12 protein-coding genes are annotated in these 12029 nt (G+C 63.0%); 1 reads left to right on the forward strand and 11 read right to left on the reverse strand.

Annotation, left to right across the window (positions count from 1 at the left end; genetic code table 11):
- Positions 1 to 29: 29 nt before the first annotated feature.
- The 11 genes from C8K66_RS01490 to C8K66_RS01540 all read right to left on the reverse strand — a co-directional run bounded on the left by C8K66_RS01490 (position 30) and on the right by C8K66_RS01540 (position 10860).
- On the reverse strand, positions 30 to 986 hold the full coding sequence (locus C8K66_RS01490) for a fatty acid desaturase (RefSeq protein WP_108524091.1): 957 nt from the start codon (positions 984 to 986) through the stop codon (positions 30 to 32).
- Between the two features lie 10 nt (positions 987 to 996).
- Positions 997 to 1824 (reverse strand): SDR family oxidoreductase, encoded by an 828-nt coding sequence (locus C8K66_RS01495; RefSeq protein WP_017849074.1) that lies wholly within the window; start codon positions 1822 to 1824, stop codon positions 997 to 999.
- Positions 1821 to 2963 carry an acyl-CoA dehydrogenase family protein gene (locus C8K66_RS01500; protein WP_108524092.1) on the reverse strand — a complete coding sequence of 381 codons (1143 nt, stop codon included), beginning with the start codon at positions 2961 to 2963 and terminating at the stop codon, positions 1821 to 1823. Before C8K66_RS01500 ends, C8K66_RS01495 begins: the two co-directional genes overlap by 4 nt.
- A gap of 3 nt (positions 2964 to 2966) precedes the next feature.
- On the reverse strand, positions 2967 to 3410 hold the full coding sequence (locus tag C8K66_RS01505) for a type II toxin-antitoxin system RatA family toxin (protein ID WP_046489543.1): 444 nt from the start codon (positions 3408 to 3410) through the stop codon (positions 2967 to 2969).
- 14 nt (positions 3411 to 3424) lie between these two features.
- On the reverse strand, positions 3425 to 4684 hold the full coding sequence (locus C8K66_RS01510) for an aspartate aminotransferase family protein (RefSeq protein WP_108524093.1): 1260 nt from the start codon (positions 4682 to 4684) through the stop codon (positions 3425 to 3427).
- The gene (locus C8K66_RS01515) at positions 4681 to 5745 is read right to left on the reverse strand and encodes an SDR family oxidoreductase (RefSeq protein ID WP_046383432.1); all 1065 of its coding nucleotides are present in this window, start codon (positions 5743 to 5745) and stop codon (positions 4681 to 4683) included. Before C8K66_RS01515 ends, C8K66_RS01510 begins: the two co-directional genes overlap by 4 nt.
- A 183-nt stretch (positions 5746 to 5928) precedes the next feature.
- Positions 5929 to 6657: an AraC family transcriptional regulator gene (locus C8K66_RS01520; RefSeq protein WP_017849079.1), complete on the reverse strand. Its 729-nt coding sequence runs from the start codon at positions 6655 to 6657 to the stop codon at positions 5929 to 5931.
- Between the two features lie 84 nt (positions 6658 to 6741).
- Positions 6742 to 8139, reverse strand: a complete 1398-nt coding sequence (locus C8K66_RS01525; protein ID WP_108524094.1) for an isochorismate synthase — start codon at positions 8137 to 8139, stop codon at positions 6742 to 6744.
- Positions 8136 to 8441: an isochorismate lyase gene (locus C8K66_RS01530; protein WP_017849081.1), complete on the reverse strand. Its 306-nt coding sequence runs from the start codon at positions 8439 to 8441 to the stop codon at positions 8136 to 8138. Before C8K66_RS01530 ends, C8K66_RS01525 begins: the two co-directional genes overlap by 4 nt.
- Positions 8438 to 9208, reverse strand: coding sequence for a thioesterase II family protein (locus C8K66_RS01535; protein WP_284694040.1), 771 nt, complete (start codon positions 9206 to 9208; stop codon positions 8438 to 8440). Before C8K66_RS01535 ends, C8K66_RS01530 begins: the two co-directional genes overlap by 4 nt.
- On the reverse strand, positions 9205 to 10860 hold the full coding sequence (locus tag C8K66_RS01540; RefSeq protein ID WP_108524095.1) for a (2,3-dihydroxybenzoyl)adenylate synthase: 1656 nt from the start codon (positions 10858 to 10860) through the stop codon (positions 9205 to 9207). Before C8K66_RS01540 ends, C8K66_RS01535 begins: the two co-directional genes overlap by 4 nt.
- Positions 10861 to 11082: 222 nt before the next feature.
- Between C8K66_RS01540 and C8K66_RS01545 the strand changes: the two genes are divergently transcribed.
- Positions 11083 to 11976 carry an AraC family transcriptional regulator gene (locus C8K66_RS01545; RefSeq protein ID WP_017849084.1) on the forward strand — a complete coding sequence of 298 codons (894 nt, stop codon included), beginning with the start codon at positions 11083 to 11085 and terminating at the stop codon, positions 11974 to 11976.
- Positions 11977 to 12029: the final 53 nt, after the last annotated feature.

Here is a 12029-nt window from a genome sequence, read left to right on the forward strand (position 1 = left end):
AGAATCCATGGGGAAAGTAAGGGGGCCGTTCAGTCGTTCAGCGTGTCGCCACGGTAAGGATGGCGACCGGAGGCGTACTTGAAGGACGGTATGAAGCGTGTTTCCAGCAGGTATTGCCGGTCTGCGTACCACCCCGCGTCCAGCAGTTGGCGATGGACCTTGGGCAGGCGCCAGCACGGCACCGCTGGATAAAAGTGATGCTCCAGGTGAAAGTTCGCGCCGGCGTGCAGCCAGGTGCTCAGGCGCGAGGTACGCGAGCGGGCAGGGGGCTGGTCATGGCCCTCGCTGAAGGCATGTTCCTGATAGGCATTGACTGCCGAGAGCAGGAACGCAACCGCCAGGCTCAAGGCAAACCCAAGCAGCAGTCCGTCGATCTGCCACAGGGCGACCGCGTAGACACTCAACCAGCCGACCTGGCACGCGATATTGCAGCGCGCCAGTCGTCGCACCTGGGCTGCGCTCAAAGGTGAAGGCAAGGGCGATGGGCTGACCGGCGGGCCGAAAGCCAGGCGCAACGTCGCCTGCAGATAATTCGAGGTGGCCATCAACCGTGACAGCGCAAGGCGGCTAAACAGGCTCCGATAACGCGAGAAGTGCCGATAGTCCGGGTCCTGTTCGCTGTTGCTGTAGCGATGGTGTTGCCAATGGTCGACGAAGTAACCGGTCACGCAGAATCCAGGCAGCAACGAACTGGTGAAAATGCCCAGGTAGCAACTGTGCATAGGCGTGCTGCTCAGGTTGAAATGGAAACCTTCATGCCCGAGGATCGCTTGCAGAAACCACCCGTACCCGGCCAGCACCCAAAGGGGCGAGCACAGCAACACCCACAGGGTGGCGGCCGTGTTCGCCACCCACACAAACAGCGCGAGGGGCAGCAGGAAGAGGCACAAGGCGTAACCGATGATCAACAGGGACTCACCCGACCGGGCCTTGAACAAGGCGCGATCAAGGCGGACCTGAGGCTTGCTGTGGAGTTGTCTGGCCATTGGCAACGCGTTACTCGATCAGTTCAGGTTTGAGCGCGAGGTGCCCGCCGCGGGTCAGCGTGCGCAGGCGCAGGGCGATAAAGGCGTCGACCACACTTGGTGCGATACGCGCGGTGTACATGGCCAGCGTGCCCATAAAGGTCAGCCCGCGGTTGCGCAGGCCGTCTTTTTGGCAGGCGCGAACCAGACCATCGGCGGCGGCATCGAGTTTCTCTTCGAGAGACAGCAGGGTCCTGTCACCCCACATGAACGTCACCAGGCGCTTGACCGACAAACCCACGCGCTGGGCGGGCAAGTGAATGGCGGTGTCGATAAAGCCCGGGTACACGGTGACCACGTCGAGCTGCCCGCGATATTGCATGCGCAGCACGTCCGAATAAGCACTCAGCGCGCGTTTGCTGGCAGCGTATGCGGCCACATAAGGCGCGTTCACCAGGGCGAACAGCGACGACACGTTGACCACTTTGCCGCGCTTGCGCAGCAACCCCGGCAGGAACCCGGCCACCAGTTGCCATGGCGCGAACAGGTTCACATCCACCGCGCGGGTGACTGCGTCGGTGACGCCGGTTTCACCGCGTTCCAGGGTCAGGGTGCCGGCGTTATTCACCAGGATATCGATGTCGCCGAAGTCGGTGCTGATGGCACCAATCACCTGCGCCAGCGCCGTTCGGTCACACAGGTCGACTTGATAAAACCCATCCAGCAACCCGGGCTCTTGTGGCGCAAGAATGTCCAGGCCGATCACAGTGGCGCCCTGTTTTTTCAATGTGCAGGCCGCCGCGTAACCGAGGCCGCGCGCGGTTCCGGTGATCACGACGATTTTTCCGAGCAGGTTCATGGGTGCGCTCCGGCGATGCTGAAGGTTGAGTGGGACAAGTAGGTGTCGAGGTTGCTCGCCATCGAGATCTTCGCTGGCGGGTGAAACTGCAGGCCACGGCAGGCCATCAACCAGTTCGAACTCTGGTTGCTGGTGATAAATGCCATCCCACCGAGCATGGCGTGGGCCTGGTCCGAAAGTTCGGTGAGCAGTTGTTCGATGCCGTAGCGCACCAGCAGCAGGCGGGCCAGCACGTTCGGCAGGTCCTGCGGGTTGCGTTCGATATCCAGCGCCGCGCCTTCCAGCGCACTGATCGCCAGTTGCAGCTGAGCCGCCAGCTCCACGCGGTGATGGGGTGTCCAGCGCCCGGCCTCGATCACAGACTCGATCAATCCGGCGCAGGCCCCCACGTAGGACGCGCAAATCAACAGCTCGAACCAGATGAAACCGACGGTTTGCACGTCGCCCAACAGGTGTTTGTAGCCGGCGGAAAACAACATGCGTTCGGGCACGAAGACTTCGTTGAGGCGCACCTCGATGCTTTCGGCGGCGGCCAGTGCGCTGTTCTGCCAGAACGGCGACCGCGTGATGCCCGGTGCATTCGCCGGAATCAGTGCGACCATCAGCTCTTCGCCCTCGGCGGTCTGGCGGGTGTAGCTGGCGGTGAGCAAGTCCATCGACTGCCCGAGGCAGCAGGGCTTTTTGCTGCCGCTGAGCAATACACCTTCAGGGGTTTGCAGCGCCTGCATGTTCGAATCAAGAATGCCGGCGCCCGAGTTGCCTTCGGCAAACCCCGAGGACAGCAGCAAGCGCTTTTGTGCGACCGCCGCCAACAGCAAACCTTCGGCGCCGCCGCCGTTCTGGGTGAGGGCCAACAGGCTCGCCACGGAAAACTGATGCATGGTGCTGGCCACCGCCAGCGAGGGTGAACGCGCGCCCAGGGCGATCTGCACATGCACGGCATCAAGGATGCCCGCGCCCAACCCGCCCGCGGCACGATTGACCAACAGGCCGACCGGCCCTTGTTGCTTGAACAGGGCGATGACTTCGCTAGGCGGCGCTTCGCGTTCGGCGAATGCGATGCTCGCCAGGCGTTCGTCAAAACCTGGGGCGTAGCTGTGCAGCAAGGCACGCGAGCGATTCAACAGTGAAAGGGACATGGTTCAGGCCTTCAAGTAACTCGCCGGGAACAGACCGGTGATGATCGAGTGAATGTTGTCGCGGATGGCTTTGTGGGCCACGGGGTCGAGCATGTCGGCGAGCATCGGCAGGCCCAGGTCAAAGCGCGAGGCGAAGGTGATGACCGCGTCTTTGCCGTCCGCCAGTACTTGCCAGGTGCCGGAGAAGTGATCGACATCGCCGCTCATTTGCTCGAAGTGGATTTCCCGGGTCTGGGCATTGAACGTGTCACGCTCCTGCCACTTGAGAATGCCGCTGTGGAAATTGACTTCCCAGGAGGTGAGCGACACCTGGTCGCTGACCTTATTGATCGTGATATTGCGCACCGACTCGCACAGCTCGACGTAGTTGCTGAAGTCGCTGATCACGGCAAAGACTTCATCAGCGCAGGCACTGGGGATATGGGCCAGTACGTTGACTTCTTGCATGGGGGAAACTCCAATCAAAGGGATGGTATTGAGGTGGTCAGCGCGTGGGCGAACCCCTCGATCAACCGATTGCAATCCTGGGCTGTCAGCAGCGGGGAAGGCGTGAGCCTGACGACCCGGTGGTCATTGAGCGAGTGGCACACAATGATTTGCTGTTCGATCAGGGCCATGACCATGTTCGCGGCGACCGAGGCGTCGCTGAATTCAAAGCCCAGCAACAAGCCGGCACTGCGCAACTTGACGCGCTCGGCCAGGCCCCTCTGCTGTAACAGCGCGCTGAAGCGGGCGTGCAGGTCCTGGCCCATCAGCCGGGCACGTTCCACGAGGTCTTCCTGCACCATCACTTGCAATGTGGCCTGCACGGCCGCCATGGCCAGCGGGTTGGCGCCGAAGGTCGAGGTATGCACCGTAGGGTTGCGGTTGAACGGCGCGTAAATTGCCGCGCTGGCGACCATGGCACTGACCGGCACGCAGCCACCGGACAGGCTTTTGCCCACCAGCATGATGTCGGGCACCACCTGTTCCTGGTCGCATGCCCACCAATGGCCGGTACGGCCCATGCCGGACTGGATTTCGTCGATGATCAGCACGGCGCCGTACTGGTCGCACAGTGCGCGGACACGTGTCAGGTAGCCTGGCGGCGCGAGGATCACACCCGCTTCGGCCTGGATCGGTTCGAGAATCACACAGGCCTTGTCCGGTGAAGCGCGCAATTGCTGTTCCAGCGCGGCGCTGTCGCCGAAGGGGACGAACGTGCTTTCACTGAGCAGGCCGCTGAACGGCTCGCGGTAGCTTTCGCGGCCGGTGACGGCGAGTGCGCCGAGGGTCTTGCCGTGGAAGCCGCCGAGGGTTGACAGCGTGCGGCGACAGCCGTTGAGCCGGGCGAGTTTCAGGCCGGCTTCGGTGGCCTCGGCACCTGAGTTGCAAAAGAACACATAGTCCAGGTTGCCAGGGCAACGCGCAGCCAGGGCTTGCGCGGCGAAAGCCTGTTGCGGGTTGAGCAACAGCTTGCTGGCCAGGGCGTTTTGCTGCAGCTGCCGGGTGACGGCCGCCACCACCACCGGGTGGCCGTGGCCGAGGAAAAATACGCCATAGCCGCCGGCATCCAGATACTTGCGGCCTTGGCTGTCGTAGATATAGACGCCATGGCTGGACTGTTCGATCGGCAAATTCATCAACGACGCGAGGCGCGCATACCCTGAATTCACGTGCTGGCGGAAGTACTGGTCGACCTGTGCGGCGTCGGCTGCGGGTTCGGTAAGAAGCGGGTTCATGCGACTGACGCCTGTGCGACGGTTGGCATCGGCTGCTTGAGCATGCGCGTCAACGCGCCCAGCTTGGGCGCCAAGTGGTTGAGCGAGAGCAGTAACTCACGGCTGACATCCCGTGCGCTGAACGCCGGTTCGCCGAGCAACTCAGGGAGTGACGTGGGCAGCGGTGTACGCAGGCAGGCATAGCGACACAGCTGGTTGGCGCGGCCCAGCGCGGCCTGGATATTGCCGGTCAGTGCCGGGAGGAACACTGGGCGGATCAGCCGCTCATAAATATCCGGCGCCATGCAGCGCGGCCGGGTGAAGGCTTGGGCCTGGGCTTCCATGGATTGGCACATCAGGTCCAACAGGCCGTTGAGATCAAGCGCCTGCGGGCCACTGGTGAGAAAGTAGTCTGCGCCGATCAAGCGCTGGCGCAACGCGTTGGCAATCGCCCGCGCCGCCACGTCACGGGCGATCAAGTCGATATACCCGGCAGGCGGGCAGGGCACGATAGGCAGCACGCCGGACATCATCAGCCCCATGGTCATATGAAACCCCTGGAAGTTGGGCATGTGCCCGCTGTCCGAGTCGCCGATGATGATGGAGGGACGAAAGATCGAAACATCGATACCTGCCGAGCGCACCAGCGTTTCAGCCTGGCGCTTGGCGACTTCGTAAGGCGTTTCTGCTTGCACGCCTTCGTAGTAGTCGCACGGATGGGTGAAGGCGGTGCTGATGTGGTAAAGCGGCACGTTGGCTTGCTGGACAAAGTTCACGACGTTTTCGGTGCCGAGGTAGTTCACCGAAAAGATCTGGTCGATATCGCCATCCATGCGGGTCACCGCTGCGGCGTGGATCACCCAATCGACACGCTTGAGCAGCGCTTCATAATCGCCGACGTCCAGCCCCAGTCGCGGGCTGCATATATCGCCCTTGAGCACCTCCACGCGCGGGTGGCGAATGCGGCTTTTACGCGCCAGGCATACCAGGTCAAAGTCCTCTGCCAGGCAGTCGATCAGTGATTCACCGAGTACGCCTGAGCCACCCGTGAGAAGGACGGTTAATTTTTGCTGTTCTGACATGTAGGACGCTTCCTGCGGACTCATCGAAAGAATTAACGGTGCGTTCCGCCAAATCCCGGGCACGGATACCCCTGGCGAACACTCTTGCATTCACTGTCGGTAGCGCTGAGGTGCTGTGTGAGGCCGGCAATCAGCGCTTATCGTTTTCGCGAATAAGATGCGATCGATATTGGCTTTTTGATATCAATGCGTCTTGAACGAAACGCTTGTCTTTCGCAAAACCCTGGCAGCGGTGCGGGGCGTCATGCCAATCATGCGGCGCATGATGCGGGCCAAGTGCGCCTGGTCGGAAAAGCCGCCGTCGGCGGCGGCATCCGACAAGGTGGAACCGTCAGCGAGGGATTTGGACGCGCGCTCGAGTTTGTTCCAGATGATCCATTGGGACAGCGACACGCCCATCTGGTGCGTGGCGACATAGCGCAAGCGCGGGCTGGACAGGCCGACCGCACTCGCGGCGCGGCTGACGGAGCCCGGACCGTCGCGGTCCAGGCGCAGAATGTTCAAGGCCTTGTAGAGGCGTTGGTCGATGGGCGACGTAATCGCCAGCAAGCGCCCCAGCGCTTCCACAAACTGAGACAGGGAGCTGGAGTGGCGAAAGCACTCGAGCAGTTCGTCACTGGCCAGGGCGATGCCATTGTCTTGCAGCAACGCGTTGAGCGCACGCCCCAACGGGGTATCCGGGTTGACGTAGACAAAGGCCACCGGATGAATGTCTGGCACGGCACGGTGCTCGACATTGGGCCCGATGATCACGCCGGCCGCGCGGATCGACTGGCCGGGCAGCTCCAGGGTGACGGGCTGGTGTACGCCGATGCACAGCTGAATGGCAACATGGGAGTGGGCAGTGTTCTGATCCGCGCGGCCAATGTAGCCGGCCCATGAATCACCAAAGGTAACGTTGCCATCCCACATGTAAGGTCTTCCTGACTCAGAGGGTGAATTTTCCGTGTGCAGGGTAGGCCTGCGCCGGCCTTGATTCAAGCATCGGGCAGCGGGTTATACCTGCAACGCGGCGCGCATGCCCGCCAACTTGATGCAGGTTTCGTCGTATTCGCTGGCAGGGTCGGAGTGTTCGACGATGCCACAGCCGGCAAATAGACGGGCTTGGTTGCCGTTGAGCAAGGCGCTGCGCAAACCGACGATGAATTCGCCGTTGCCGTGGGCATCCAGCCAGCCTAACGGCGCCGCGTACCAGCCACGGTCAAAGCCCTCGAATTGGCGAATATGCTCCAGTGCCTGGCCGCGTTCATGGCCGCCGACGGCGGGCGTCGGGTGCAGGACTGCGACCATGTCCAGCAAACTGCTCTGCGGGCGCAGTGCGCCTTCGATCAGCGTCGCCAAGTGCTGCACGCGGCTGAGCCGCTTGATGTGCGGCGCCGGGGGAACGTGCAACGGGCGTACCCAGGGCGCCAGGTCACGCTGAATGATCTGCACCACCACGGCATGCTCATGCTGGTTCTTCTGGCAGCCGAGCAGCGTTTGCGCCAGTTGCGCATCCTGCTCCGGGCAGGGATCGCGCCGGGCTGTGCCCGCCAGCGCCAGGGTTTGCAGGTGACCGTTGTGCAGTTTGACCAGGCGCTCCGGGGAGGCGCCGATAAAACACGCGTGGTGGCGTCGAAACGCAAACAAGTACGCCGTGGGGTCGTTGATCGCCAGGGCGGCCAAGGTGCGCCCGGCACTGATGGGCCGGGAAAATTCGCTGACCACTTCCCGCGCCAGCACCACCTTGTTCAACGCGGTGTCGCGCAACACGTCCAGGGCATGCGCGACTTTGCTTTCCCAGCAGGCCCGCGGCAGGCTCTGGTCGCGGGTGTGCTGCCGTGCAGCCGTCGAGGGCGCGCCGCTGACGTAGCGATCCATCAGCGTGTTCCACTCCTTCAGTACGTGCTCGCAACAGCAACGCGCTGCATCGCTGGGCGCGACGCGCTGTTGGCACACCAGCCAACAGTCTGCACCGTCGCGCACCAGCAATAGCGTCATCAGCCACAGGGATGCATCGCCAAAACCCTGCCAGGCGGGGCTGGCCTTGACCTGATGATCGAATCGAAAGCCGCCGCACACCGAAGGCGCCAGCGGGCCGTGTATCACCGCGCTTTGCAGCCAGTGTCGCCATTGCGCATCGACCGAGGCAAAACGCTGAGGGCCCGCGCTGCTCAGTTCCGCCGCCACCCCCCAGCCGAACAGGCTTTTGTCGTCTTCCGGCGCCCGCCAGAACAGGCACTCGGCGCCAGGTTGGTCGACGCAGCCAAACAGCGCCAGCAAGTCCAGCGGGGCGATCCTCATCGAGTAACTGGCCAACACCGGTTCACCTTGTTCGACGGCACGCCGCTGGGCGTGCTCGAACACCTCGGTCATCTCCTCGGCATGGGCGTGCAACTGTGCAAAGGCCCTCATGCCAGCGTTCTCATCGCGCGCCAGTGCAACACTTGCTGGCCGATGTACCAATGGATGATCTGGGCAAACAGGGTTTCGACGAAGTGCGGGTCCAGCCCGGCCTGCTCGGCCCACTCGCGGCGTTGCGGGAGCATCTGGGCAACGCGTTCGGGCGCGGCGATGCTGCTTTCGGTCGGCTTGAAGCGCGCGGCGGCTTTGACGTAAGCCATGCGTTGGCGCATGAGGTCGATGATCTGGTGGTCCAGTGAATCGATGGCGTGACGAATGTCCTGCAGGCCATCACAGGCGTCGGGGGTTTTCATTGACAGGTTTCCTTCAAGGAGGGCGATGGGGTCGACAGCGTCGCGACGATGGCGTCGATGAGTGCCTGGCGCTGTTCGACCAAGTAAAAATGTCCGCCTTGCCAGCGCTGCAGGTGCAGTGGCTGGTGGCTGGCGGCTTGCCAGGCCATGGCTTCATCAAGCTCGATTTCCGGGTCTTGCTCGGGGTAGAACACCCCGATGCGGCTCTTGAGTGGCCGCGGTTGCGCACAGGTGTAGGTTTCAACGATGCGGTAATCGTTGCGCAAGCCGGGCAGGAACAGTTCGCACAGGGCCGGGTTCTCCAGCAACGCATTGGGGCGCTCGGCCAGGCGCCGCACATCGTCCAGCAAGGCCGCGTCGGGCCCCAGGTGCAACTGCCCGCCGCGTTGGCGCTGCGGCGCCGGGTGGGCGGACACGAACAGGTGGTCGACGGCGATTGCCCGTTGTTCCAGGCGCGTCGCCACTTCATACGCCACTACCGCCCCCAGGCTATGGCCGAACAACACCAGCGGCCGGTCGGCGTAACACGACAACGCGTGCGCGGCACCGTCGGCGAGGCGCTGCATGTCGGTCAGGCACGGCTCGCTGAAACGGTCTTCGCGGCCCGGGTATTGGATGGCCAACAGGTCGATGTCGGCGGGCAGGGCGTGGACCCAGTCGCGGAAGAAACTCGCACTGCCCCCGGCATGCGCGAAACACACCCATCGCCAGCGTGGCATGGGCGTGAGTCGATAAGCGCGTACCCAGCGTTCGTCGTGCAGGTTCACGAAGCGGCACTCTGCAGCCAGGCCTGGCGCAGGCGCTCGCGCAGGTCTTTGCGGCTGACTTTGCCCACGCCGGTGTGCGGGAAGTGTGCGACGAACTCGATACGGTCCGGCACCTTGAACGCCGCCAGGCCGTGGCCGCGCAGGTAATGCTTGAGTGCGAAGGCCGAGGGCGCCGGGTCACGGGCGACGATAAAGGCACAGGTGGATTCGCCGAGCACCGCATCCGGCATCGCCACCAGTGCGGCGTCGTGTACCTGGGGATGGCCGATCAGCAGGTTTTCCACTTCTTCGGCAGCGACTTTTTCACCGCCGCGGTTGATCTGGTCCTTGTCACGACCTTCGACCACCAGGTAACCGTCGGCGGTGCGCCTGACCCGATCACCGCTGCAATAGAATCCATCGGCGGTGAACGCCCGGGCATTGTGTTCGGGCAGGCGATAGTAGCCGCGAATGGTGTAGGGGCCGCGCACTTGCAGTTCACCCACTTCACCCTCGGGCACCGGTTGGCCCTGTTCATCGACAATGCGTACTTCGTCATCGGCGCTCAGCGGACGGCCCTGGGTATGCAGCAGCAGATCCGGGCGGTCATCCAGGCGGGTAAAACACAACAACCCCTCGGCCATGCCCAGCACTTGTTGCAAGGTGCAGCCCAGCGTCGGCGTGACCCGTTCTGCCGCGCTGCTGAGCAATTTCGCACCGCCCACTTGCAGCACGCGCAGGCTGGACAGGTCGGCCTGGCGCTGGTCCTGGGCGTCCAGCCAGAGCATCGCCAGCGGCGGCACCAAGGCGGTGACGGTGACACGCTGCTCGCTGATCAGCGCAAAGCAGGACTCCGGGTCCGAGCGGCGCGTACACACCACGCGCCCACCGGCCAGCAGGGTGCCGATCACACCCGGGCAACACAGGGTGAAGTTATGCGCCATGGGCAACGCGGTGAGGTAAACGGTGCGCGCATCCAGCTCGCAGACTTCGCTGCTGGCGCGCACGTTATAGAGGTATTCGGCGTGCCGCCTCGGGATCAACTTTGGCGTGCCGGTGGTGCCTCCCGACAGCTGGAAACACGCCACGGCGTCGGCGCGACCGGCGTCCCGTTCCAGCGGCGCGCTGTTGTAAAGCTCACTCAACGCGGTGAACTCCTGCGCATCGCCGTCGATCACCACGTGGCGCAACAGCGGGTTGGCAGCGGCCAGTCGGCGCGCCATCGAGCGGCAATCAAAGCCCTCCAATTGAGCGCAGCCGATGTAGGCCGAGGCCTGGGCAAAGCCACAAAAACCGCCGATCTCATGTTGACGGTGGGCGGGCAGGGCGAGGATCGGCCGGGCGCCCAGGCGGAACAACGCAAAGCACACTTCGATAAACGCAGTGCCGTTGGGCAAGTGCACCACCACATTGTCGCCCTCTGCGATCCCCAGCGCGTGCAAACCGCCAGCCAGGCGCCGGCAGCGGTCTGCCAGGCTGCGGTAATTGAGGTGCAAGGGGCCGTCGGTTATCGCGATGGCCGATGGGGTGCGCGCGGCGACCGTATCGAGGGCCTGAGCGAAGGTCTGGTCTTGCCAGTAACCGGCCTGGCGGTAGCGTTCGGCGAACGCGGCAGGCCAGTCGGGCGCGTCGCCAACGCTGTCTGAATCGGGTGCGCAGGTGTGCAATGACATGGAATCCCCTATTTGTAGAAATAATTGGCTACAAACGTCTAAATGAGATCTATTATCATTGTCCTTCGCCGAGCGCTTCTCAACGCCAAGGCTTTCGGACCTGTGACTTTTTCATTAGATGAAATACACAGCGGCTATAAACAGGGAGGTTTACGGTTTAAAAGCCTCCTCCTCATTCAGGTCAGGCCCCGCGTAATGGCCTCAGGATCAAGGGAAAACCCAATGACTATTACGATCATCGCCCCCAGTCGACAAGAGACGCAGGCCGAACCCAAGGGCAACCAACCCGGAACGGTCTACCTGGACCCGCACATGACCCTGGTCACCGGCACGTTGTGGTCAGACAGCGAAAACTGGGTCGAGGACCCGCTGGAGCGCGGCCTCAAGTTGATTCTGGTGCAAAGTGGCGAGCTGTCGTGCCGCATCCCCGGGCACAGCGAGCAGTCGATCAAGGGGCCGAGCCTGTGCACCATCGTCAACGACGGCGAGTTCACCTCGTCGCAGATCTACGGCACCACCACGCCACTGCGCTACACCATCGTCCAGCTGGACCTCGAATCCCTCGACCGCCATCTCGGCCTGGCCCCGCGCAAGCTGCTCAGCAGTGGCGGCGGCGACCCGTACATGATGGTGCGCCCGGCTCCGCGCGCGATGCAGGCACTGGCCACGCAAATTGCGACGTGCCCGATGCAGGGCCCGAGCCGCTCGTTGTACCTGGGTGGCAAGGCGCTGGAATTGACCGCGTTGAGCGCGCAGTTCCTGCTCGGTGAGCGCGGGCAGCCGGAGCATAAGCTGCGCATCACCTCGTCGGATGTGGAGCGTGTACACGCCGCCCGGGACCGTCTGGTGCGCTCGCTGCTCGAACCGCCCAGCCTGAACGCCCTGGCCAGTCACGTGGGCATGAGCCCGCGCAAACTGACGGCGGGGTTTCGCAAAGTGTTCGGTACCAGCGTGTTCGGCTACCTGCACGAACATCGTCTCAACGAAGCCCACCGCATGCTCAGCGACGAGGAAAGCAATGTGTCTACCGTCGCCTATGGCGTGGGATTCAGCCCGGCGCATTTTTCCATCGCCTTTCGCAAACGCTACGGTGTATCGCCCAGCGAAATCCGTTGATCACGGCACGGTGTCTCTGAATCGAATGAAAAGGCCTGTTTATCTAAAGCCCT

The sequence above is a fragment of the Pseudomonas sp. GV105 genome (assembly GCF_003058185.1).
Lineage (GTDB): Bacteria > Pseudomonadota > Gammaproteobacteria > Pseudomonadales > Pseudomonadaceae > Aquipseudomonas > Aquipseudomonas veronii.

What these genes read in the sequence shown, in the direction of transcription:
- C8K66_RS01540 (WP_108524095.1), bottom strand. Translation starts at nt 10,860, where the DNA reads ATGTCATTGCACACCTGCGCACCCGATTCAGACAGCGTTGGCGACGCG.
- C8K66_RS01530 (WP_017849081.1), bottom strand. Translation starts at nt 8,441, where the DNA reads ATGAAAACCCCCGACGCCTGTGATGGCCTGCAGGACATTCGTCACGCC.
- C8K66_RS01490 (WP_108524091.1), bottom strand. Translation starts at nt 986, where the DNA reads ATGGCCAGACAACTCCACAGCAAGCCTCAGGTCCGCCTTGATCGCGCC.
- C8K66_RS01500 (WP_108524092.1), bottom strand. Translation starts at nt 2,963, where the DNA reads ATGTCCCTTTCACTGTTGAATCGCTCGCGTGCCTTGCTGCACAGCTAC.
- C8K66_RS01510 (WP_108524093.1), bottom strand. Translation starts at nt 4,684, where the DNA reads ATGAACCCGCTTCTTACCGAACCCGCAGCCGACGCCGCACAGGTCGAC.
- C8K66_RS01505 (WP_046489543.1), bottom strand. Translation starts at nt 3,410, where the DNA reads ATGCAAGAAGTCAACGTACTGGCCCATATCCCCAGTGCCTGCGCTGAT.
- C8K66_RS01525 (WP_108524094.1), bottom strand. Translation starts at nt 8,139, where the DNA reads ATGAGGGCCTTTGCACAGTTGCACGCCCATGCCGAGGAGATGACCGAG.
- C8K66_RS01545 (WP_017849084.1), top strand. Translation starts at nt 11,083, where the DNA reads ATGACTATTACGATCATCGCCCCCAGTCGACAAGAGACGCAGGCCGAA.
- C8K66_RS01495 (WP_017849074.1), bottom strand. Translation starts at nt 1,824, where the DNA reads ATGAACCTGCTCGGAAAAATCGTCGTGATCACCGGAACCGCGCGCGGC.
- C8K66_RS01520 (WP_017849079.1), bottom strand. Translation starts at nt 6,657, where the DNA reads ATGTGGGATGGCAACGTTACCTTTGGTGATTCATGGGCCGGCTACATT.
- C8K66_RS01515 (WP_046383432.1), bottom strand. Translation starts at nt 5,745, where the DNA reads ATGTCAGAACAGCAAAAATTAACCGTCCTTCTCACGGGTGGCTCAGGC.